The sequence below is a fragment of the Variovorax sp. 05L425 genome, from assembly GCF_056397705.1.
In genome coordinates, this window is the sequence record NZ_JBFTNY010000010.1 from 136,693 (window position 1) to 158,129 (window position 21,437).

General features: G+C 65.5%; 25 protein-coding genes. 15 read left to right on the top strand and 10 right to left on the bottom strand.

What is annotated here, in order from left to right; genetic code table 11:
* Nucleotides 1-46 precede the first annotated feature (46 nt).
* Nucleotides 47-1,294: an ergothioneine biosynthesis protein EgtB gene (egtB, locus tag AC1DN9_RS13775; RefSeq protein WP_478100990.1), complete on the top strand. Its 1,248-nt coding sequence runs from the start codon at nt 47-49 to the stop codon at nt 1,292-1,294.
* A complete protein-coding gene (egtD, locus tag AC1DN9_RS13780) occupies nt 1,294-2,274 on the top strand; it encodes an L-histidine N(alpha)-methyltransferase (RefSeq protein ID WP_478100992.1) in 981 nt (326 codons plus the stop codon). Before egtB ends, egtD begins: the two co-directional genes overlap by 1 nt.
* A gap of 34 nt (nt 2,275-2,308) precedes the next feature.
* Here egtD and AC1DN9_RS13785 read toward each other — a convergent pair whose 3' ends face one another.
* Entirely contained in the window at nt 2,309-2,839 is a 531-nt protein-coding gene (locus AC1DN9_RS13785) for a hypothetical protein (RefSeq protein WP_478100994.1), read from the bottom strand.
* Nucleotides 2,840-2,916: 77 nt separating this feature from the next.
* On the opposite strand from AC1DN9_RS13785, the gene AC1DN9_RS13790 reads away from it, so the two are divergent.
* Together AC1DN9_RS13790 and AC1DN9_RS13795 are read left to right on the top strand one after the other, a co-directional pair.
* A complete protein-coding gene (locus AC1DN9_RS13790; RefSeq protein WP_478101130.1) occupies nt 2,917-3,408 on the top strand; it encodes a helix-turn-helix domain-containing protein in 492 nt (163 codons plus the stop codon).
* The gene (locus AC1DN9_RS13795; RefSeq protein WP_478100996.1) at nt 3,405-3,812 is read left to right on the top strand and encodes a VOC family protein; all 408 of its coding nucleotides are present in this window, start codon (nt 3,405-3,407) and stop codon (nt 3,810-3,812) included. Before AC1DN9_RS13790 ends, AC1DN9_RS13795 begins: the two co-directional genes overlap by 4 nt.
* A 10-nt stretch (nt 3,813-3,822) precedes the next feature.
* Here the strand turns inward: AC1DN9_RS13795 and AC1DN9_RS13800 are convergent, their stop codons facing one another.
* Entirely contained in the window at nt 3,823-4,587 is a 765-nt protein-coding gene (locus AC1DN9_RS13800) for a DUF899 domain-containing protein (protein WP_478100998.1), read from the bottom strand.
* A 169-nt stretch (nt 4,588-4,756) separates the two neighbouring features.
* On the opposite strand from AC1DN9_RS13800, the gene zwf reads away from it, so the two are divergent.
* Both zwf and AC1DN9_RS13810 read left to right on the top strand, forming a co-directional pair.
* Nucleotides 4,757-6,223, top strand: coding sequence for a glucose-6-phosphate dehydrogenase (zwf, locus tag AC1DN9_RS13805; RefSeq protein ID WP_478101000.1), 1,467 nt, complete (start codon nt 4,757-4,759; stop codon nt 6,221-6,223).
* A 100-nt stretch (nt 6,224-6,323) separates the two neighbouring features.
* On the top strand, nt 6,324-6,716 hold the full coding sequence (locus AC1DN9_RS13810) for a phasin family protein (protein WP_478101002.1): 393 nt from the start codon (nt 6,324-6,326) through the stop codon (nt 6,714-6,716).
* 39 nt (nt 6,717-6,755) lie between these two features.
* Here the strand turns inward: AC1DN9_RS13810 and AC1DN9_RS13815 are convergent, their stop codons facing one another.
* Entirely contained in the window at nt 6,756-6,878 is a 123-nt protein-coding gene (locus AC1DN9_RS13815) for a hypothetical protein (RefSeq protein WP_478101004.1), read from the bottom strand.
* A gap of 80 nt (nt 6,879-6,958) precedes the next feature.
* Here AC1DN9_RS13815 and AC1DN9_RS13820 point away from each other — a divergent pair, with 80 nt between their 5' ends.
* The 3 genes from AC1DN9_RS13820 (at nt 6,959) to AC1DN9_RS13830 (ending at nt 8,530) form a co-directional block, all read left to right on the top strand.
* Nucleotides 6,959-7,240: a DUF427 domain-containing protein gene (locus AC1DN9_RS13820; protein ID WP_478101006.1), complete on the top strand. Its 282-nt coding sequence runs from the start codon at nt 6,959-6,961 to the stop codon at nt 7,238-7,240.
* Nucleotides 7,237-7,977, top strand: a complete 741-nt coding sequence (locus tag AC1DN9_RS13825; RefSeq protein WP_478101008.1) for a 2OG-Fe dioxygenase family protein — start codon at nt 7,237-7,239, stop codon at nt 7,975-7,977. The genes AC1DN9_RS13820 and AC1DN9_RS13825 overlap by 4 nt, the downstream gene beginning before the upstream one ends.
* 109 nt (nt 7,978-8,086) lie before the next feature.
* Complete coding sequence (locus AC1DN9_RS13830; protein WP_478101010.1) at nt 8,087-8,530, top strand: universal stress protein; 444 nt, start codon at nt 8,087-8,089, stop codon at nt 8,528-8,530.
* Here AC1DN9_RS13830 and AC1DN9_RS13835 read toward each other — a convergent pair.
* Nucleotides 8,527-9,168 (bottom strand): RluA family pseudouridine synthase, encoded by a 642-nt coding sequence (locus tag AC1DN9_RS13835; protein ID WP_478101011.1) that lies wholly within the window; start codon nt 9,166-9,168, stop codon nt 8,527-8,529. The two genes, AC1DN9_RS13830 and AC1DN9_RS13835, sit on opposite strands and share 4 nt — an antisense overlap.
* A gap of 120 nt (nt 9,169-9,288) precedes the next feature.
* Here AC1DN9_RS13835 and AC1DN9_RS13840 point away from each other — a divergent pair, with 120 nt between their 5' ends.
* On the top strand, nt 9,289-10,470 hold the full coding sequence (locus tag AC1DN9_RS13840) for an MFS transporter (protein WP_478101013.1): 1,182 nt from the start codon (nt 9,289-9,291) through the stop codon (nt 10,468-10,470).
* Here AC1DN9_RS13840 and AC1DN9_RS13845 read toward each other — a convergent pair.
* From AC1DN9_RS13845 to AC1DN9_RS13855, 3 genes are read right to left on the bottom strand one after another with little or no spacing between them, the layout of a single operon-like run.
* The gene (locus AC1DN9_RS13845; RefSeq protein ID WP_478101015.1) at nt 10,459-10,740 is read right to left on the bottom strand and encodes a 2Fe-2S iron-sulfur cluster-binding protein; all 282 of its coding nucleotides are present in this window, start codon (nt 10,738-10,740) and stop codon (nt 10,459-10,461) included. The genes AC1DN9_RS13840 and AC1DN9_RS13845 overlap by 12 nt on opposite strands.
* The gene (locus AC1DN9_RS13850) at nt 10,737-11,033 is read right to left on the bottom strand and encodes a VF530 family protein (RefSeq protein ID WP_478101017.1); all 297 of its coding nucleotides are present in this window, start codon (nt 11,031-11,033) and stop codon (nt 10,737-10,739) included. Before AC1DN9_RS13850 ends, AC1DN9_RS13845 begins: the two co-directional genes overlap by 4 nt.
* Entirely contained in the window at nt 11,033-11,179 is a 147-nt protein-coding gene (locus AC1DN9_RS13855) for a hypothetical protein (RefSeq protein ID WP_478101019.1), read from the bottom strand. The genes AC1DN9_RS13850 and AC1DN9_RS13855 overlap by 1 nt, the downstream gene beginning before the upstream one ends.
* A 123-nt stretch (nt 11,180-11,302) precedes the next feature.
* Here AC1DN9_RS13855 and AC1DN9_RS13860 point away from each other — a divergent pair, with 123 nt between their 5' ends.
* Nucleotides 11,303-11,818, top strand: a complete 516-nt coding sequence (locus AC1DN9_RS13860; RefSeq protein WP_478101021.1) for an N-acetyltransferase family protein — start codon at nt 11,303-11,305, stop codon at nt 11,816-11,818.
* Between the two features lie 15 nt (nt 11,819-11,833).
* Nucleotides 11,834-12,739, top strand: a complete 906-nt coding sequence (locus AC1DN9_RS13865) for a DUF808 domain-containing protein (RefSeq protein WP_478101023.1) — start codon at nt 11,834-11,836, stop codon at nt 12,737-12,739.
* A gap of 37 nt (nt 12,740-12,776) precedes the next feature.
* Here the strand turns inward: AC1DN9_RS13865 and AC1DN9_RS13870 are convergent, their stop codons facing one another.
* On the bottom strand, nt 12,777-12,995 hold the full coding sequence (locus tag AC1DN9_RS13870) for a hypothetical protein (RefSeq protein WP_478101025.1): 219 nt from the start codon (nt 12,993-12,995) through the stop codon (nt 12,777-12,779).
* A gap of 236 nt (nt 12,996-13,231) precedes the next feature.
* Between AC1DN9_RS13870 and AC1DN9_RS13875 the strand changes: the two genes are divergently transcribed.
* Nucleotides 13,232-17,332, top strand: a complete 4,101-nt coding sequence (locus AC1DN9_RS13875) for an autotransporter outer membrane beta-barrel domain-containing protein (protein ID WP_478101026.1) — start codon at nt 13,232-13,234, stop codon at nt 17,330-17,332.
* Between the two features lie 123 nt (nt 17,333-17,455).
* Nucleotides 17,456-17,872 carry a hypothetical protein gene (locus AC1DN9_RS13880; RefSeq protein WP_478101027.1) on the top strand — a complete coding sequence of 139 codons (417 nt, stop codon included), beginning with the start codon at nt 17,456-17,458 and terminating at the stop codon, nt 17,870-17,872.
* Nucleotides 17,873-17,887: 15 nt separating this feature from the next.
* Here the strand turns inward: AC1DN9_RS13880 and AC1DN9_RS13885 are convergent, their stop codons facing one another.
* Together AC1DN9_RS13885 and AC1DN9_RS13890 are read right to left on the bottom strand one after the other, a co-directional pair.
* Nucleotides 17,888-18,985 (bottom strand): M14 family metallopeptidase, encoded by a 1,098-nt coding sequence (locus tag AC1DN9_RS13885; protein ID WP_478101029.1) that lies wholly within the window; start codon nt 18,983-18,985, stop codon nt 17,888-17,890.
* Nucleotides 18,986-19,026: 41 nt separating this feature from the next.
* A complete protein-coding gene (locus tag AC1DN9_RS13890; RefSeq protein ID WP_478101132.1) occupies nt 19,027-20,313 on the bottom strand; it encodes an MFS transporter in 1,287 nt (428 codons plus the stop codon).
* Nucleotides 20,314-20,512: 199 nt separating this feature from the next.
* Between AC1DN9_RS13890 and AC1DN9_RS13895 the strand changes: the two genes are divergently transcribed.
* Nucleotides 20,513-21,430 (top strand): LysR substrate-binding domain-containing protein, encoded by a 918-nt coding sequence (locus AC1DN9_RS13895; protein ID WP_478101030.1) that lies wholly within the window; start codon nt 20,513-20,515, stop codon nt 21,428-21,430.
* The last annotated feature ends 7 nt before the right edge of the window (nt 21,431-21,437 follow it).

Sequence of the window (21,437 nt, forward strand, 5' to 3'; positions counted from 1 at the left end):
CTGTGTACGTGGGCTAAAACCCGTCAAGACGAAACTTGGAGACCCCATGAACCTGATCCGGCCGGCCGCGCCCGCGGCGGACGAACTGCGCGAGCGTTTCCAGTCGGTGCGTGCTCACAGTCTTTCACTGGCGGCGCCACTCTCCGCCGAGGACCAGTGCGTCCAGTCGATGCCCGATGCCAGTCCCACCAAATGGCATCTTGCGCACACCACCTGGTTTTTCGAGACCGTGTTGCTCCAGGCACACGCGAATGGTTACCGGGTGTTCGATCCGCGCTTTCACTACCTTTTCAATTCGTACTACGAGGCGCTGGGTCCGCGTCATCCGCGGCCACAGCGCGGCCTGCTGACGCGGCCGTCGCTCGAAGAGGTGCACGCGTATCGGCACCACGTGGACGAAGCCGTGCGGGCGCTGCTCGGCAGCGCGAGTGAGGCGGACTGGTCGGCGATCGAATCCATCGTCACGCTGGGGCTGCATCACGAGCAGCAACATCAGGAGTTGATCGTCACGGACATCCTGCATGCGTTGTCATGCAACCCCTTGCAGCCGGCGTACCGGCCGGCGCCAGGGCCTGCACTGCGCCTTGCTTCGGTGGCGCGGCCGATGCAATGGTTGTCGAGGCCCGGCGGCGTGACCGAGATCGGCCATGACAGCCGTGGCTTTGCCTTCGACAACGAGACGCCGCGCCACTCGGTGTTGTTGCAGCCCTATGCCATCGCAGACCGTCTCGTGAATTGCGGCGACTATGCGCAGTTCATCGCCGACGGCGGCTACGAGCGGCCCGAACTGTGGCTGTCCGATGGTTGGGCCACCGTCCAGGCCCAGGGATGGCGCTGTCCGGCCTACTGGCTCGCATCGGGCGATCCGAGGCTGATGCACCAGGGCGCGAGCACAGGCTGGCAGGTCTTTGGTCTGCACGGCGTTCGGCCGATGGAGCCCGAAGCGCCGGTCGCGCAACTCAGCTTCTATGAAGCCGCCGCCTACGCCGAATGGGTCGGCGCGCGGCTGCCGACCGAGTTCGAGTGGGAAGCGGCGTACAACGCACCCGGCATTTCGCAGATGACCGGCCACGTGTGGCAGTGGACGCGCTCTTCCTACGACCCGTATCCAGGGTTTCGGCCGCTCTCGGGCATCGCGGCGGAATACAACGGGAAGTTCATGGTGGGCCAACTGGTGCTGCGAGGCAGCAGTGTCGCGACGCCGCAAGGGCATGCGCGGGCCAGCTATCGCAACTTCTTCCCGCCGGCGGCACGCTGGCAGTTCTCGGGGCTGCGGCTCGCGAAAGACCTCTGATGGGCACTCCAGCATTCAACCTCCAGGCATTCCGCGCGGCACAGCGGGCTGCGCCCCTGTCCGACTTCGCCCGCGAACTGAACGCAGGGTTGAGCCTCGACGCGCGCAGCATATCGCCCAAGTTCTTCTACGACGTTGCGGGCTCGGCGCTGTTCGATCGCATCTGCGAACTGCCCGAGTACTACCCGACACGCACGGAGGTTCGCATCCTCACCGAATGCGCGCCGGAGATCGCGGCGCAGATCGGACCCCATGCCGAGATCGTCGAGTTCGGCGCGGGCTCGCTCACCAAGGTGCGGCTGCTGCTCGATGCGCTCGAATCGCCGAAGCGCTATGTGCCCATCGACATCTCGGGCGAACATCTCGAAGCCGCGGCCGAGCGCCTGCGCAAGGACTATCCGAAGCTGATCGTGCAGCCGATGGTGGCCGACTACACGATGCCGCTGGTGCTTCCGTCGCGCGAGAAGGGTGGCGGCCAGCGCGTGGGATTTTTTCCGGGGTCGACGCTGGGCAACTTCAGCCCGGAGGAGGCGCTCGCCTTCATGCAACTGGCCCAGCGGCTGCTCCGTGGTGGCGGCTTGCTTCTGGGCGTCGATCTCGTGAAGGACCCCGCACTGCTGCATGCCGCCTACAACGACGCGCAAGGCGTGACGGCGGCCTTCAACCTCAACCTGCTGCGACGCGCCAACGCCGAGCTCGAAACGGATTTCGACGTCGACGGCTTCACGCACGCCGCGTTCTACAACTCGCCGCTGCGGCGCATCGAGATGCACCTCGTGAGCCGGCGCGCGCAGACTGTGACGCTCGACGGCCAGCGTTTCAACTTCGAGGAAGGCGAGACGATCCATACCGAGAACTCGCACAAGTTCACCGTCGATGGGTTGCGCGCCCTCGCCGTGAAGGCGGGCTTTCGGCCTGCGGCGGTATGGACCGATCCGGAGCGGATGTTCAGTGTGCACTGGCTCCAGGCGAAGGATTGACCGTTACGGTATGTCCGTTACGCGCCAGCAGTGCTCACAGATTGCCGCAGAACACCTCTCGGTTCAGGTCTACAGGGCTCGTTCGGACGACAAGCGCATGGGGCGAACCCGTCAACTGAGACAGCGGTGCGGGTGCTGTATTGGTCAAACGGAAAGGCCCGCTGGCCGGAGCCAGCGAAGTGGGGTTGTTGATCTCGGTCACCAGAACGACCTTGTTCAAGGCGAACTTGGGGTTGGGTGCAAGGCTTCCACATCGGCCTTCAAACACAGCCATGTACAACTGCACAGGCGGCGTCGTCGCGACGCTCAGGCCCGAGACTTCGATCGTCACCACGGTGGCATCGGACTGTGGACGCAGGAATGCCTTGCCGACCTGACCCGCGTTCATCCCCGTCGCCGAAAGCTGTACTGTCTTCGTACTCGCCTCGGCTGCACGGTTGCTTGTGGTACACCCCCACATCCAATGAAGCCCGGCGATGGTCGCGACAATGAGAAGGGATCTCAGCGCTTGACGCTGGATACGGTTGTGCTTCTCCACCTGACGCCCTTCGATGTCTTGCTTCATGGGCCACCTCGCTTGAAACGGGTTTGAGTCAATATAGGCGAAGGACCGGCGTTTTCACAGCACAGGCCGGAATCAGCATGCGTAGTGACCCAGAAAGCCAAGACCCCAAACTGCTGCGCCGCCTGTTGCGCGCAAAGGACCGGATGGACGCCGCCTCGCATGAAGATTGGCCCGTGCAGAGACTAGCGGAAGTGAGTGGTGTCTCCGCGGCCCACTTCGCCCGATCGTTCAAGCAAGCCTTCGGTGTGCCTCCGCACCGGTATCTGCTCACCCGGCGCATCGAGCGCGCGACGGCACTGCTGCGCGACACCGACCTGCCCATCACCGAGATCGCCTTCCACACGGGGTGGGCGAGCCTTGGCACCTTCGGGCGCATCTTCCGCGACATCACCGGCGAGAGTCCCAGTGCGATCCGGGCGCAGGGGAGAGCGATGGCGAACGACCTCGGTCGCGTGCCCGCCTGCATCGTCAGCGCCGCGCATCGGCCCGACCTCACGATCGCAGTTTTGGAGAAGCGGCGCCGAATCGCGGTCGATATAAACGGGTCTCAAGAAAAGGAGATCTCATGAGTCAAGGTGTACAAGTGGCTGGTCTGTATGTGCGAGACCAGGACGAAGCGCTCACGTTCTACGTCGAGAAGCTGGGCTTTCGCGTTCACACGGACGTGAAGAACGGGGACTATCGATGGCTCACCATCCAGCACCCGGACCAGCCGTCGTTCCAGCTCGGCCTGTTCAAGCCAGGGCCGCCGATGCTCGACGCCGCGACCGCGCAGACGCTGAACGCGGTTGTGGCGAAAGGCGCGATGCCGCCGCTGGTGCTGGTCGTGGACGACTGCCAGGTTGCCTACGACCGGATGCGCGAGCGGGGCGTGGAATTCACGCAGGAGCCCGTGGAGCGCTACGGGACCGTGGATGCCGGCTTCCGCGACCCGTCAGGGAACGGGTGGAAGATGATCCAGGAGCGCCGCTGAGGCGGCTGGCTCAAGCCTTCGTATTCGCCTGATCGTCCCGGAACGCTGCTTCTCCGGCGTCCGACACCTCGACCCACTTCTTGTCGGGCGCTGCGTCCGGGACGTAGCTGTCGTGCCAGTTCCACCACTTGTAGGGCGGCGTTTGGGGATAGCCCTCGGGTGAGTCTTCCCAGATCTCCTGCCGGCCGAGCGGCGTGATGTCGAGGTAGTTCCAGGTGCCGCCCATCTGCTCGTCGCCGCGGCTGTGGATGAAGTAGGTGCGGAACACGCGATTGCCGTCGCGGTAGAACACGTTCGTGCCGTGCCACTCGCCCACGCCGAAGTCGGCGTCGAAGCTGTCGGTGATGGTGAACCACGGCATCTTCCAGTCCATCCGCGCCTTCAGCCGCGCGATGTCCGCCTGAGGTGCGCGCGAGATGAAGGCGAGGGTCGTGTCGCGGGCGTTCAGGTGGGCGAGGTGGGCGACCTGGTCGGCCACCATGGAGCAGCCCCGGCAGGCTTGGTCGGGCCAGCCGAACACGCCGGGCTCGTAGAAGGCGCGGTAGACGATCAATTGACGCCGGCCGTCGAACAGGTCGAGGAAGCTCATCTTGCCCGAAGGTCCTTCGAAGACATACGAGGTCTTCGCCTCCATCCACGGCATTCGCCGGCGCTCGGCGGCCAGGGCGTCGTGCGCGTGGGTGTGCGCCTTTTCCTTCGCGAGCAGCTTCTGGCGGGCCGCTTCCCATTCCTGCGGCGACAAGACCGGCGGTGTATGCATGGCAGAGGTGGTCATGGCTTGAATCTCCATTCGATGAACATCGGTCGTTGTGGACTGGGAGAAAGTTTGGCACCGGAAGCCCAACGCCGGGAGTAACAAGTGTGGCGACATTCCAGGCGCCGAAGCGGCGTCTGGCATCAAAATCGCTTGCCTTTCGGTAGAACAACGAAGCAAGGTGACATCCATGGCGAAGATCCCTCCCGGCGTCGGTCCTCGTTTTCCGCAAGTCGTGATGCTGGTCGGCGCGACGGGCGACCTGGCGCGGCGCAAGCTGCTGCCGGGCCTGTTTCACCTCTGCAGTTCGGGCTTCATCCCCGGCTGCCGGATCATCGGCGTCTCGCTCGACGAACTCGACGCCGAAGGCTTTCGCGCCGCCGCGCGCAGTGCGCTGGATGAATTCGGCAGTCGCAAGGTCTCTCCGGCCGCCTGGGACGCCTTCGCGGGCATCCTCGACTACGTGCCGCTCTCTGGGGGTGCGCAGGCGCTCAAGGAAGCGGTCGAACGCGCCGAGACGTCGCTCGACGCGCCCGAGTGCCGGCGTCTTCACTACCTGAGCGTGCCGCCGAGCGCGGCCCTGTCGGTGGTACGCATGCTGGGCGCGGCCGACCTGGTCGAGCGATCGCACATCGTGATGGAGAAGCCCTTCGGCACCGATCTCGCGAGCGCGGTGTTCCTGAACGGCCAACTGCACGAGGTGTTCCAGGAGGAGCAGATCTTTCGCATCGACCACTTCCTCGGCAAGGAGCCGGCGCAGAACATCCTGGCCTTCCGCTTCGCCAACGGCCTTTTCGAGCCGATCTGGAACCGCAACTTCATCGACCATGTGCAGATCGACGTGCCCGAGACCCTCGGTCTCGGCAAGCGCGCGGGCTTCTACGAGCAGACCGGCGCCTACCGGGACATGGTGGTGACGCACCTCTTCCAGATCCTGGGCTTCATGGCGATGGAGCCGCCCACGGCGCTCGAACCGGCGCCGATCAGCGAGGAGAAGAACAAGGTCTTCCGCAGCATGCTGCCGATCGTGCCCTCGGAGGTGGTGCGCGGGCAGTACAGCGGCTACAGGCAGGAAGAGGGCGTCGACCCCGATTCGGATACGGAGACCTTCGTGGCGCTCAAGTGCCATATCGACAATTGGCGCTGGGCCGGCGTGCCTTTCTTCCTGCGCACCGGCAAGCGTCTGGCCGAGGGGCAGCGCATCATCTCGATCGCCTTCCGCGAACCGCCCAAGAGCATGTTCCCGTCCGGATCGGGCGTCGGTGCACAGGGGCCGGACCACCTGACCTTCGACCTTGCCGATGCATCGAAGATGTCGCTGTCCTTCTACGGCAAGCGACCCGGGCCGGGCATGCGCCTGGACAAGCTGAGCCTGCAGTTCGCGATGCGCGATACAGGGCTGGTCGGCGAAGTGCTGGAAGCCTACGAGCGCCTGATCCTGGACGCCATGCGCGGCGACCGCACCTTGTTCACGACGGCAGAGGGTATCGAGCGGCTGTGGCAGGTTTCAACGCATCTGCTCGAGTCACCGCCGCCGGTGCGGCTCTACGAGCCGGGATCGTGGGGGCCGAAGCCGATTCACCAGCTGATCGCGCCGCATGCCTGGCGGCTGCCCTTCGAGCGCGCCTGGCGAGATCCGAACAGAGCGGGAAGCTGAGGGCGCGGGCGTTGAGCGAGACCGCGCAGGCGGCTTGTGCAATGATGCGTCGTCGGCGCAGGCGTTGTACCGAATTCAATCATTCACCAGGAGACATGCCATGGCAACAGATCCGTTCGGCGACATGAAGAATATGCTGGAGCAACTCAAGATGCCGGGCATCGACATGGGGGCCATCGTCGAGGCGCGACGCAAGGACGTCGAAGCCTTGGTCGAGGCCAACAAGTCGGCTTACGAGGCCATGCAGGCCATCGCGCGCAAGCAGACCGAAATGATGACCGAGTCGATGCAGGTCATGCAGGAAGCCGCGAAGGGCGTCGGCGACCCGTCGAAGCAGACCGAGGTGGTTCGCAATGCCTTCGAGAAGACCATTGCCGACATGAAGGAAATTGCCGAGATGGCGAAGCGGTCGCAGACGGATGCAATGGCCCACATCACGCAGCGCGCAGCCGAGCACATGGAAGAGATCAGGAAGCTGATGTCGCGCAAGTAGGTGCCGGGCGCGACAGCGTCGGCTTTGCGTTCGAGTCGTTCACTCCGGAAACCTTGCCGGCGTTGAAAACGGCTTGGTCGCATGTTGCGCCATCGCAGTCGTTGGCAGTCCGAATGCGCTCGATGCCAGGACGGCGACCATCACGATGAGAAACCGCTTCATCCGGGAACCTCCATCATTGAACACGCCTGATGTGCTACTTTCGTGAGTGTGAATGGCGCATCGCGCCTTGGAGTCACGAAATGAAAGCAACCTGGAACGGCGTCACCATCGCCGAGAGCGACGACACGGTGCTCGTCGAAGGCAATCACTATTTCCCCATGGAATCGCTCAATCGCGACCATGTGACCTTCAGCAACCACAAGACCACCTGCGCCTGGAAAGGCACGGCGAGCTACTACTCGCTGCTGGTCAACGGCGAACTCAACACCGATGCCGCCTGGTACTACGCCGATCCCAAGCCCGAAGCAGAGATGGTCAAGGACCGCGTCGCCTTCTGGAAAGGCGTGAAGGTGACTGAGTGAGCACGGCATTCAGCCCACCGTTCACGCCGCCCGATCGCCTCGTTTCCACCTTGCGCCAGGACGGCTATGCCGTGCTGAGCCCGCAAGGCGTGGCCCAGTGGCTGGGCGCATCGCTGTCGGAGCTCGAAGCGCTTCACGGCGATTGGCAGCAGCTGCCGCCTGACGACTACCTGAAGGACGGGGGGCGCTATCGCACGCGCCGCCATGCCTGTTTCACGGTCGATGGCGCGACGCTCGTGCAGGCGCCGCATCGCGCGCATTGGCAGCCGGTCGAATACAACGCGCTGCATGGCGGCATGCAGCGCTGGTTTGCGCCGATGGAAGAGGGCACTGTGGCGCAGCCCGTGTGGCAGCGCCTGATGCGCGCGCTCGGCGATGTGGCGAGCGGCTTGCGCGGGACCCAGCCCTGGTACATCGAGGCGCACCAGTTCCGCATCGACACCGCCGACGGCATCGGCCGGCCGACGCCCGAAGGTGCGCACCGGGACGGTGTCGACGTGGTCGCGGTCGCGCTCGTCGGCCGCCACAACATCAAGGGCGGCGAGACCCGCGTCTTCGAGGCGACCGGTCGTCGTGGCGAACGCTTCACGATGACCGAACCGTGGACCTTGCTCCTGCTGGACGACGCACGCGTCATCCACGAATCGACGCCGATCCAGCCGCTGATCGAGGGCGAGCCCGGATGGCGCGACACCCTGGTCGTGACGTGCCGGGCCGGCAGTTTTCAGGGCGATTGATGCTGCGCTGCGGACTGGAGAAGTCCTACATCCGCAGTGCATGTCTTGGATGTAAATTCGGGGCCCGGTTCGCCCGCGAATCCTGTTCTGTGCATGAAAGAGGTCTGCCATGTTCAATCACATCCTGGTGCCCATCGACGGCTCCGAAACGTCGATGCTGGCGGTCAGCAAGGCCAGCGGGCTGGCCCTTGCGTTCGGCAGTCGCATCACACTCATTCACGTGGTGGACAACTACCCCTTCATCGGCGTGGGCGCTGACTACGCCTTGGGCCAGAACGAATACCTCGCCGCCGCGACAAGCAGCGCCAATGCGGCGTTGGCGCGTGGCGTGGCGGCGCTGGCAGCCGAAGGCCTGCACAGCGACCAGCGCGTGATCGACGGGCACGTGGTGCACGAGGGCATCGTCGACACCGCGATCGCCATCGGCGCCGACCTGATCGTGATGGGCTCGCACGGGCGCACGGGCATCGAGAAACTGCTGCTCGGCAGCGTGACGCAGCGCGTGCTGCAGGATGCGAAAGTGCCTGTGCTCGTCGTCAAGGGCGAACACTAGAAAGGCGGCGGGCTGTCGAATCGGCACATCCGATCTTCGGCCGGATGCATGAATTCGAGCATCGTGGCATGCAGCATGAGCCTCGGCGCTCGTTGCCGGAGGTGTTCATCGGCGTAGAGCGCATCGCCGAGGATGGGGTGGCCGATCGACTGGAGATGCACTCGCAGTTGATGGCTTCGCCCGGTGAGCGGCTCCAGCCACAAGTGACTGGCATCGCGATCGGGCAATTGCTGCTTGACGCGCCATCGCGTCTGGCTCGGCTTGCCGGCGGCATCGATCTTCTGTAGGGGCCTGCGCGGCCAGTCGGCCATGAGCGGGGCGTCGATCAAGGACCATTCATCGCTGAGAGGCAACAGGCCGTCGACGATCGCTTCATAGCGCTTGCTGACCTGCCTTGCGGCGAATGCGTCGCCGAGTGCGCGCTGAATGGAGAGGCTGCGTGCCATCAGCACCAGGCCGCTCGTCGCCATGTCGAGCCGATGCACGACCAGCGCATCCGGCCAGCGGCGCGTGACACGCGCGCTCAGGCAATCCTGCTTGTCCGCGCCGCGGCCGGGCACGCACAGCAGGCCGGCAGGCTTGTCGAACACCAGCAGATGCGGGTCTTCGTGGATCAGGTACAAGTCAGCCTCGGTCATGGTCGGCCAAGTCTAGTGTCAGCTATCCTCGCTGCGATGTCCGCTCCCGCTCCCGCTCCCGCTCCAGCTGCTCCCTCGCGATCTTCCAGTTTTACCGACCTCACGCGCGAGCGGCCCTTCATGCAGTTGTGGGTTGCGCGGGTGTTCGGGACCGCCGCAAGTCAGATGCTGCTCGTTGCCATCGGCTGGCACATGTACGACATCACGCACAGTGCCTGGGATCTCGGCCTGGTGGGCCTCTACCAGTTCGTACCGGCCCTGCTTCTGGCGCTGCTCGCGGGGCACGTGGTCGACAACCATCATCGCGGGCGCATCGTTGCGACGTGCTTCGCCGTGCAGGGCGCGGTGTCGCTCGTGCTGTTGCTGGCCGTGCATGCGTCGCACGATTCGCGCGGCCTGCTGTTGGGGCTGTCGCTGGTGCTCGGCGCGGTCCGGGCCTTCCAGATGCCCGCGCAGCAGGCGCTGACGCCGTTGCTCGTGTCGCCGATCATGTTGCCGCGCGCGATGGCCTTCAGTTCGGCCGGCATGCAGGGCGCCATCATCGGAGGGCCCGCCTTGGGAGGGCTGCTGTTCGTCGCGGGCATGGGCGTGGTGTACGGCGCCGCGGTGGCGTTCTTTGCGCTGGCTTCGACGCTGGTGCTGCGTCTGAAGTACGTCTACACCCTGTCGCCGCGCGAGCCCGTGACGCTCAAGACGGTGCTGGCCGGTGTCGATTTCATCTGGAAGCGCAAGCCGGTGCTGGGCGCGGTCTCGCTCGACCTGTTCGCGGTGCTGCTGGGCGGCGCCGTCGCGCTGCTGCCCATCTACGCCAAGGACATCCTCCATACCGGCCCTTGGGGCCTGGGGCTGCTGCGCGGCGCGCCGGCGATCGGTGCGCTGTTCATGTCGATCATGCTCACGCGCCGGCCGGTCGAGCGCCATGTCGGCCGCAAGCTGCTGATGGCGGTGGCGATGTTCGGCGTGTGCATGATCGTGTTCGGCATCTCGCGCAACTTCGTCGTGTCGATGATCGCGCTGGCGGTCTCGGGTGGTGCGGACATGGTCAACGTGGTGATCCGCCAGACGCTGGTGCAGCTCGAGACGCCGGACGCGATGCGCGGGCGCGTCAGCGCGGTGAATTCGATCTTCATCGGCGCGAGCAATCAGCTCGGCGAGTTCGAGTCCGGCGCCACGGCGGCCCTGCTGGGGCCGGTGGGCTCGGTCGTGGTGGGCGGTATCGGCACCGTGCTGGTGGCCGCTGCATGGTTCCGGCTGTTTCCCTCGCTCGCGCGGAGGGATCGTCTCGTCAAGCTAGAAAGCTGAGAACGCGTAGGGCACGTCGATCGTGACGTCGCCGACCGGTTCCGCCACGCAGGGCAGGATCCAGCCCTCGGCCTTTTCGTCGGAACTCACGCCAGGCCATTCGATGCGATAGCGGATCTCGCCGGCCACGAGCTTGCAGATGCAAGTGCGGCAGGTGCCGTTGCGGCAGGAACTCGGCAGCTCGATGCCGGCGGCGTCGGCGGATTGAAGCAGCGTGCGTTCGGATTCGGTCTCGAAGATGAATCCGCCCGGTTCGACCAGGGCCTTCATCGTGGGCGAGAAGCGGAAGATCGAGGGATGGAGGATTGCTGCCGCCGCTGGTCGCGCAGCATGAAGAGGTAGAGGCTTTCGACCTTCTCGCGCGCCCAGGGCGTCTTGCGCAGGAACTTGAGGCTGGACGAGACGCTCGGGTCGCTCGTGAAGCAACGCAGCGGAATGCGCTCGCCCAGCCCCTGCCAGCCGTAGTGCGCCTCGAGCGCCGTGACGATGGCTTCCAGCGTGAGGCCGTGCAGGGGATTCCGGGCCTGCTTCTGCGCCGCCGGGGGCTGCGCGGCGTTGTCCATCACTTGTTCTTGAGCTTGCCGCGTGGGATGACCGCGGTCGTGACCGTACGCACCGGCTCGATGCCTGAACCTGGCGGCTTCGGCGGCGAGGTGTCCTTCTTGGGTTTCTTGGTTTCCTTGTTGCTGCGCTGTTGACCCTTGGCCATGGATATCTCTCCGGGATGATGCAAATGTGACGATCAGTTTATAGCCCCAGCGAAGAGCCCCCACGGCCGTCACTTCTCGGCGCGGCGACAATACGACCCTTTACCGTTCCGTTCCCCGCATTCATGTCAGATTACGAAGTCCGCCCCGCCACCCTGCGCGACGCCAAGGCCGTCGCCGAAATCCACGCCGCCGCCGCCAGGGCCGCGTACGAGGGCATCCTCCCCGAAGACCAGTTGCGTGCGCTGGCCCCCGGCACGCGCGAGGCCAAATGGCGCGAAGCCATCGAATTCAGCGAGCCGCAGGTGCATGTGGCCGAACTGGACGGCGAGATCGTCGGGTTCGTGGGCTTCGACCGCTCGCGCGATCCCAAGACACCGTCGACCACCGGCGAGATCTGGGCGATTTACGTCAAGCCCGAGCATTGGGGCAAGGGCGTCGGCGTGGCGCTGTGGGACGCCGCACGCGACGGCCTCGAGGAAGAAGGCTGCACGGTGGTCACCGTGTGGGTGCCGCTGCGCAACGACCGTGCGATGCGCTTCCATGAACTCGCCGGCTTCAAGCGCGAGATGAAGACCGCCAAGACGACCGCGATCGGCGACGTCAAGATCGAAGAAATCCGCCTGAAGCGAGCCGTCTGACGCGACCGCGCAAGGATGGCCACCAGTCTCTTGTTGCTGCTGGACGACATCGCGACGGTGCTCGACGATGTCTCGGTGCTCACCAAGGTGGCCGCCAAGAAGACTGCGGGCGTCCTGGGCGACGACCTCGCGCTGAACGCGCAGCAGGTGGCCGGCGTCAGGGCCAACCGCGAGTTGCCGGTGGTCTGGGCGGTGTGCAAAGGGTCGTTCGTCAACAAGGCGATCCTCGTGCCCGCCGCGTTGCTGATCGGCACCTGGCTGCCCTGGCTGGTGACGCCGCTGCTGATGATCGGCGGCGCGTTCCTGTGCTTCGAAGGCTTCGAGAAGCTCGCGCACAAGTTCCTGCACAAGAAGGAAGACGCGGCCGAGACCGCGCGCCATGAAAAACTCATTGCCGACGCGGCGGTCGACGTCGTCGCCGCCGAGAAAGCAAAGATCAAGGGTGCTGTTCGCACCGACTTCATCCTCTCTGCCGAAATCATCGCGATCACGCTCGGCACCGTGCAGGGCCAGCCCTTCGTCGCCCAGCTGACGGTGCTGACGGGCATCGCGATCGTCATGACCGTCGGCGTCTACGGACTCGTGGCGGGCATCGTGCGGCTCGACGACGCGGGGCTCTACCTGAGCAAGCGCGAAGAAGCGGCCTCGCGCGCCCTGGGCCGCGGTCTTCTCGCCGTCGCGCCCTGGTTGATGAAGACGCTCTCCGTCGCCGGAACGATCGCGATGTTTCTCGTGGGCGGCGGCATCCTTGTGCATGGTGTGCCGGCCCTGGCGCACGCACTGGAGGCCTGGTCCGCGAGCGCTGGTGGCGTGGCGGGCGGCGTCGTGTCGATGGGCGCCAATGCCGGCGTCGGCGTCATTGCCGGCGCCATCGTCCTCGCGGCGGTCGAAGGCGTGAAAAAGGCGCTCGGCAAGCGCTGATCCCTGCGGCTTGACGCCCCCCGCGCCTCGGCCGGCTTCAGCGTTTCTTGCCTTTTGCCCGCTGGACGAGGTCCACGACGACCAGCGCAATCCCGAGCACCACGGCAAACCAGCCGACCACATGGGCACCGCCGACGGTGTCGCGCCACGCGGGCGACTGAAGAAAGCTCGGTGCAATCAACACGGCAGCGCCGATGAGGATGCACATGACGCCGCGCTCGAGCATGCGCGGCGTTCGGGTGGGTCTGGATGCCATCGGCCGAGTTTACGGGCGTCTGGAGTGCCCCATTTCCGTGCGTTTTGTCGCGGATTGGCTGCCGTTGTCATCAGAAAAGGATGAAAAACTGTCACGTTTCCGTCGCTTTTCTGCGATCTCGCACCAGTTCTGTGATTTCCTCCCAACAGTTATGAGTACCGAAGAATTACATTCGTAAGTATTCAATTCCGCCATCAGCGGATTCAAAAACTTTTGGAAGAGGAAGAGTCAGCGACATGAATCGAGTTTTCAGGGTTGTTTGGAACTCCTCGCGGCAGATCTGGGCCGTTGCGTCTGAATTGGCGTCTGGCGCCGGTAAGTCGTCGACCTCCGTCACCTCCGCTGCGAGCGCTCCCGCCCTGAAGGCCGCCGTCGCATCAACGCTGCTTGCCTTCGCGGGGATCGCCGCGGCAGACTGCACGACCAGCGGTACCGCCCCTGTCACCATCACCTGCGCGCCCACCAATCCGCTCACCGACCCGGTGACCCCCACGCAGCAGACGACCATTGGAAACGGTTCCACCACCGCGTCAGGCACGTCGGTCAATGTGCTGCCAGGTGTGCTCATCAGCACTGGCGCACTCACCGCCATCAGCACGGGCGACAACGCCAACATCCGGATTCAAAGCGGCGCGACCGTCCAGAACAGTGCGACGAGCGACAGCGGGGGCAAGTACAGCGCCGGCGCCAACACCATCGAGTTCCGCGACGGCAACACGCTGACGATCGAGCAGGGCGCGCAGGTCCTGGCGAACGGAACGGCTGGCACCGCGGAAGCAATCAATCCCCAAGGGTCAAACAACACGATCATCAACAACGGCACCATCCAATCGCAGGGCGGCGGCTCAGCGATCTGGTACCAGTCGTCTGCCGGTTCCAACACCATCGTGAACGGCACGACCGGCGTGATCCAGTACAAGACCACCACGACGGGCAACATCATGGGTGTGGCCGGCACCATGGCGATCAATTTCACCAACAAGGGCCAAGTCCTCGGCTCGCTGACCTTCGCCGACGGCAACGACACGCTGAACCTCTACGATGGCCAGAAGATCACCGGTTCGATCAATGGCGGCGGCGGCAACAATCTGTTGACGCTGAACGGTACGGGCGCCGGCACCTTCAATCAACCGATCTCCGGCTTCCAGTCGCTGGTGAAGAACGACAGCGGCAACTGGACGATCGGCAACTCGCTGCAAACCTCGGGCATCACCAGCACACGCGTCGCCGGCGGCACGCTGATCCTGGGCGCGAGTCAGATCAACTACACAGGGAGCACGACGGTCGACGCAGCCGGCACCCTGCAGACGACCGCCGAGTTCGCGCCGCTGGCCATCGCCGACAACGGCCTGGTGCGCTTTGCGCAGCCGACCGACGCGACCTACTCGGGTCTGCTGAGCGGCACCGGCGCCGTCGAGAAGACCGACCTCGGGACACTGACGCTCAACAAGAGCAACACCTATTCCGGCGGGACGATCATTTCCGGCGGCACCTTACAGATCAGCACCGACGCCAACCTCGGTGCGTCGACCGGCGGGCTGACCTTCAACGGCGGCACGCTGAAATTCGGTCCCCCTCCCATTCCCCCTGCCACCATCACCATCAGCTCCTCGCGAGCCATCACCATGGCTGGTGCCGGCACTATCGACGTGGCCGGCACCAGCGGCAACACCTTGAGCGGGAGCCTGAGCGGCAGCGGGACTTTGTCGCTGATCAACAGTGCCGCGTTCGACTACAACTACAGCCTCACTCGGCTGACGCTGAGCAGCAACAATAACAGCGCATTCACGGGCTCGACGCAACTCGGCTTGCCCGGCCCCGCCGATGCGACGGCAGGTCGAATCAACGTCTCGGTGACCGGCACCGGCACCCTGGGCACGAGCGGCAACGCCGTCGACATCTACAACAACAGCGAACTCGACTTCGACGGCGCCAACGCCAACGCGGGCAACCTGAACATCACGACCCACGTCAGCACCAACTCGCTCGGAACGAACTCCGGAGTGACCTTCGCGAATCATGCGAGCGCAGGATCCGCCACGCTGACCAACGAGGCCGAGGGCAGCCTGATCGAGTTCCAGGCAACCACAACGGCGGCGAATTCGACGATCAACAACGGCAGCGGCGCGCGCGTCTACTTCGAAGGAGACAGTTCGGGCGGCAACGCCACGATCAACAACGCCGGCGGTCGCGTCTACCTGCAGGGTCAAGCCGACCTGAGCGGGGTCAGGCTCGCCAATGGCGCCGGCGGGTACGTGTTCATCAACGGCGCGGACGACGGCATCTCGATCGGTGAGCTTTCGGGCGACGGCAACGTGGTGCTCGGCAAGAAGACGCTGACTGTCGGCGCGCTCGGCACCAGCAGCACCATCGGCGGCGTGATCTCCGACACCGGACCCGGATTCCTCGCTTTGAACGGCCTCGCCTACAACGACCCCGTCACGGACACCCGCGGCGCGCTCGTCAAGACTGGCGCAGGCACGCTCACGCTGACCGGCAACAACACCTATACCGGCGGCACGACCATATCGGCCGGTACGCTGCAGCTGGGCAATGGCGGCACGACGGGCTCCGTCGTCGGTGACGTGGTCGACAACGGCACGTTGGCCTTCAATCGTTCCGATGCGGTCACCTTCGATGGCGTGGTCTCCGGCACGGGCGCGGTCACGCAGATCGGCACCGGCACCACGATCCTGACCAGCAACAACACCTACACGGGCGGCACGACCATCTCGGCCGGTACGCTGAAGGCTGGCGCGGCCAACGCCCTCAGCGGCGCGTCCGCGCACACGGTGGCGGCAGGCGCCACGCTGGATACGGCTGGTTTCAGCCAGAGCGTTGCATCGCTGAAGAACGCCGGTACCGTGAGCCTGCTGGGCACGGCACCCGGAAGCACGTTGACGGTGAATGGTGCCTATGTGGGCAACAACGGCGTGCTGAACCTCGGCACGGTGCTGGGTGGCAGCAGCAGCCTGAGCGATCGCCTGGTGCTGAATGGCCCGACAGCCAGCGCGAGCGGCAACACCACCATCCGCGTCACGAACCTGGGCGGCCTCGGCGCGCAGACCACCGGCAACGGCATCGAACTGGTCAGCGCGCTCAACGGCGCAACGACGACGGCGCAGACCACGCGCGATGCCTTCACGCTGGCCAACGGACACGTCGACGCGGGCGCGTTCGAATATCGCCTGTATGCGGCCGACGCGCAGCACGCCGGCGAGAACTGGTACCTGCGTTCCGAGACAACGCTGAAGCCGACGGACCCGGCGCCGCCCACTGTGACACCCGACGCCTCCAAACCCCCGGCGTCGGAAGACCAGCAGGTCCCGCCAGCGCCGCAAGCGCCGCAGGTGCCGCAAGTTCCCCCGGTGACCGTGCCGACCTACCGCGCCGAGGTGCCGCTTTTCGCCGCCTTGCCGGCACAGTTGCGTCAGTCCGACCTGGCCATGCTTGGCAACCTCCATCGCCGTGTGGGCGATGAAAACGCGCCGGCCACCGGCGACGCCAGCGGCGGCCGCCAGGCATGGGCCCGCGCCGTCTACACCGACCTCGACATTCGCCAGAACGGAATCGCCGCCGCGCAGAGCGAAGGTCATGTGAGCGGCCTGCAGGCCGGCACCGATCTGCTGGCCAGCGGCAATTGGCGCGCCGGCCTGTATGTGGGCCAACTGGATGGCGGCGCCGACGTGAGCGGCAATGCCCGTGGCACCATCGGCCGCGTCGGCAGCGACGACCTGCAATCGCGCTACCTCGGCGGCTACGCGACATGGATGGATGGCAGTGGCCTGTATGCCGACGCCGTGCTCCAGGGCGGCAGCCATCGCTACACGGTTCGTCCGGACTTGAACCTGGGCGCGTCGGGCAAGGCCGACAGCACCACGGCATCGATCGAGACCGGCAAGTCCTTCCCGCTCGCCGAAGGCTGGAGCATCGAGCCGCAGGCCCAGATCGCCTATCAGCACGGCCGATTCGACGACACCCTGATCAGCGGCGCCGTCGTCCGCCAGGACGCCGACAGCGGCTGGATCGGCCGCCTCGGCGTGCGCGTCAAGGGCGACATCGCGACCAGCGCTGGCCGTCTCCAGCCCTATGGCCGGGTGAACGTGTACCACGCAACCTCCGGCACCGATGTCGCGACCTTCGTCGGCCCGGCGGCGAGCACGTCGATCGCCAGCGCGACCGGCTATACCTCGACCGAAGTGGCAGCCGGCGCGACGCTCGCCTTGACGCCCAGCACCACGCTGTACGGTGAAGTCGGCCAGCTCTTCAGTTCCGGCGGCGATGCCAGGGTGAAGTCCTCCGTGCAGGGCTCGGCGGGTGTGCGACTGAGCTGGTAAGCCGCACCGGCATCGCGCGGGGCGGACAGGGCATCCGGACCGCCCGTGGCTTTCGGTTCAAATACGGGCCCGGCTGTCGTTTTGCGGCGGCCGGGCCCTCCAGCTTTTGCCAGACCGAGAACCATGGAATTTCTTCGCCCTCGCATCCTCTTGTCGTCCGCGCGCGTCATTGCGCCGCTGTTGCTTTTCCTCGCCGCGTCGGCCGCGGTCTCCCAGCCGGATGCAAGCCAGTTCCCGACCGCGGCGATGGGCTTCCTGAACGAAGAACTCCCCAAGATGGATACCGCCGTCGCGGAGCGCGACCGGGACTATTTCGAGAATGCCATGGGCCGCATGCTCGATTTCTCCGAAAGCTGGGGCTTCAAGACGCAGGACAACCCTGCACTCGCGCGCTACTCGATGTGCACCGAGGTCGTGTCGGATTTCCTGGCGGTGGGCATGTGCCGCATCATGACCACCGCCGACGCCTGCGAGCCTGGATTGGCGCAGCGCTTCGATGCCAATCTGAAGAAGTGCCGCGACCTGGCGGCACGGCGCTGACAGCTCGGTCGATCCTTAGGCAGCCTTGAGGCCCTGCACCGTCTGCAGGAGCACCACGCGCGTCTGTCCGAGGATCATGCCTTTCCACTCGTCGTTGTCGCAGTAGAAAGCGTCGCGCAGTTCCTGGCGGATCGTGCGCTGCTGTTCCGCCGGGGCTTCGGGATGACGGCGCAGCCAGGTATCGGCGCGCAGACGGGTCATGACTTCCTGGTCGGGGAGGGTGCCGAACTCCAGTCCCATCAGCGCGGCGCTGGCCTGCGGGCATTCGTCGTACACCGTCGACACCACCGGACCCGAGACATCCGCCGAGGCCGACTGGCCCTCGAAAGGCGCGAACACATCGGCTCCCCACCAGGCGCGGGCCTGTACGAGGTCCGCGGCGGCGTTGCGACCGGCATAGATCTTCTCGCCATGTCCGTAGGGGCCGAGGCCTGTGTGGACGTCGATCCATCCGATGTGCGTGGCCGACGCGCCGTACTTGCGCAGGATGCCGCGCATCGTGCGGTTGCTCCACGACGGCGCGGTGCCGCCGTAGAACACGCCATGGGGCGAGGTGTACTGCCCCGCCGAGACGGCCGTGCGGAAGGCCCACATGCCGTGCTTCTCGACGTAGGCCGCCATCGCCACGTTGTCGGCGGCGGTAGGCGGCCAGGTGGCCGGCAACACGAAGGGCTCGACGTCCGCATAGGCCGCATTCACCGGAAGCGGCGCGTTGAAGTCGATGTGGTTGCGGTTCAGGTCGATGTTGTCTTCATTCGTGCGGTGCAGGTGCGAGAAGCCGTGCGGATTCACCGCGTGCACCATCAGCAGGCCGATGCCGGCCTGTTCGATGCGCGTGAGCAGGTCGGCATCGTTCAGCGTCGCGACCTGGCAGCCCGAGCCGCAGAAGCCCTCCGGGCCGTGCGTGCCGGAGCTGACGATCAGCAGCTTGGTGGCGCCGGGCTTGCCGAGCCAGGCCGCGTCGGTGGCGAGCGTCTCGCCGAGCGCGCCGCGATGCTCCGGCAGTTCGAACGATTCGATGGTTGCGCCGCGCTGTGCGGCAGCATCGAGGAATTTGCGCCGCGCTTCGGCGTAGGTGCCCGAGAAGTGGCGGGTGGCAGCACTGTTGTACATCGTCGTGAGTCCTTGAGAAGAGGTCTTGTGCATCTTGTGGATCAGGCAGGTTGATGGGCACCGGCCGCATCGATGTCCTTGCCGGTGAAGTCCTTCATCCACAGCAAGCCGATCAACGACACCAGCGAAACCACCAGCAGGTACCACGCGGGCGCCAGCTTGTTGCCTGTGGCGTTCAGGAGCCACGCGCTGATGAAGGGCGAGAAGCCGCCGAAGAGCGCCACACCCACGCTGTAGACCAGCGACATGCCGCTGGCCCGCACGCGTTTCGGAAACATCTCGGGCAGCATCGTGATGCCGGGCACGGTCTGGACCGCCAGCGCGGCGCTCAGCACGCCGACCACGATGAACAGCACGGTCGGTGTCGGCGAGGCGTTGAGCCACAGGAAGCCGGGGTAGATCAGCACCGCGACTGCAACGCGGCTCCAGACGATCAGCGGCTTTCGCCCGAAACGATCGGACCAGCGACCCACCAGCGGCGCGAGCCCGAACGACAGCAACCCCGTGAGTGCGGCGCCGAAGAGCGCCACCGGTGGTGCCATTCCCAGTTCGCGAATCGCATACGTCGGCATGTAGAAGGTGATGACGTAGGCCGCCGCAGTGCCGCCGATCACGGTCAGGATCGCTGCAAGCACCGTCTTGCCGTGTTCGCCGCACACCTCCGCCAGACTGCTGCGCCGCGGCGGCGCATTGGCAGGCTCTTCGGCGATGTCCAGCGATTCTTCGAGATGCTGGCGGATGTACATCCCGACCGGCGCGATCAGCATGCCCATGAAGAAAGGCACGCGCCAGCCCCAGCTTTCCATGGCCTGCGGCGACAGCGTTGCCGAAAGCACGCCGACCACCACCGCGCCGAGCAGGATGCCCAGGCCTTGGCTCGCGAACTGCCAGCTCGCCATGTAGCCGCGATTGGCCGGTGTCGCGTGTTCCACCAGCAGCGTGGTGGACGCGCCGACCTCGCCGCCGGCCGAGAAGCCCTGGATGAGCCGCGCCAGCACGATCAGCAGCGGCGCCGCCACGCCGATCTGCACGTAGGTGGGAGCGAAGGCGATCATGGCGCAGCCCAGCGCCATCATGAAGATCGTCAGCGTCATCGCCTTCTTGCGCCCGGCGCGGTCGGCGTAGGCGCCGATCACGATGCCGCCCAGCGGCCGCATGATGAAGCCGACCCCGAAACTCGCCACCGTCAGCAGCAGTTGGCCGTAGGAATTGAAGGTGGGAAAGAAGAGTTTGCCGATCACGAGGGCCAGGAAGCCATACACGGTGAAATCGAAGAACTCCAGTGCATTGCCGATGGTGGTGGCAACGATGGTCCGGCGCCGGCTCATTGGGGTACCTTCGCGCAGCGGCGCTTCGGTATTCGCCTTCGGAGCGGCCGGGCGGCTCATGGGTGCGCGGCTTGAAGCGGTGGTCATGGGTGTTGAGGTGTGATGTGGTGATGTGGTTATCGCGCCGGCGATGCTAGGGGATCAGTGATGATCGTGAAAAGACAATAATTGGGCTTCAACGATAACTTTTGGTTTTCATATGAAGCCGAACCAGCTTCTGGCCTTCGTGGCGGTGGCCGAGCAGATGAGCATTCGCGGCGCCGCCCGGATCCTGGGGATCTCGCAGCCTGCCGTGACAAAGATCGTGCGCGAGTTGGAGCGTGCGGTTGGCGCGCCGCTGGTCGCGCGCAGCGTCAAGGGCGTGGAGCTCACCACCTACGGCGAGGCCTTCGCGCCGCGCGCGCGCCTGCTGCTGGCGGACATGCGTCGCGCGCGCGACGAAATCGCCCAGATCCGCGACGGCGCGACCGGCAAGATCTCGGTGGCGGTGAGCACGTCGGCCGCGATCACCGTGCTCCCGTCGGCGTTCAAGGAATTCCACACGCGCTTGCCGGCGGTCGATGTGCACTTCAGCGAAGCCGTGCTGACCTGGATGCTTTCGCGCATGCGCAACGGCAGCCTCGATTTCGCCGTGGCGCACGTGACGCCGGAGACGCTCGATGCCGAGTTCGAGGCCATCGAGTTGTTTCAGGTGCAACTGACCGTCGGAATGCGCACCGGCCATCCCATGCGCCACTGCCGCTCGCTGCGCGAACTGCACGCCGCCGAGTGGGTGCTGCCCGGCGAAAGCGAACTGGGCCGCGAGTCCGTGGCACCGCTGTTTTCTCCGATGGGGCTGACGCCGCCGGCCCGCGTGATCTTTGGCGAATCGGTCACCGTTGCGCTGGGATTGGTGGGGGAAATGGACTTGGTGGGACTCTTCGTCGAGCCGCTGGTCGACCTGTCGTTCAAGCGCTACGGCATACGGCGCGTCGACGTGAAAGAGCACGTGCCGGCACTCAGCATGTGCGTGATCAAGCGCCGCGATCAGCGCCTGGGGCCCGCGGCGCAGCAGTTCGTGGAATGCATCCAGCGCGCCGCCGCGCAGCGACGAACCTGGCCGGCATTTCTGCGGTAACTTCGGG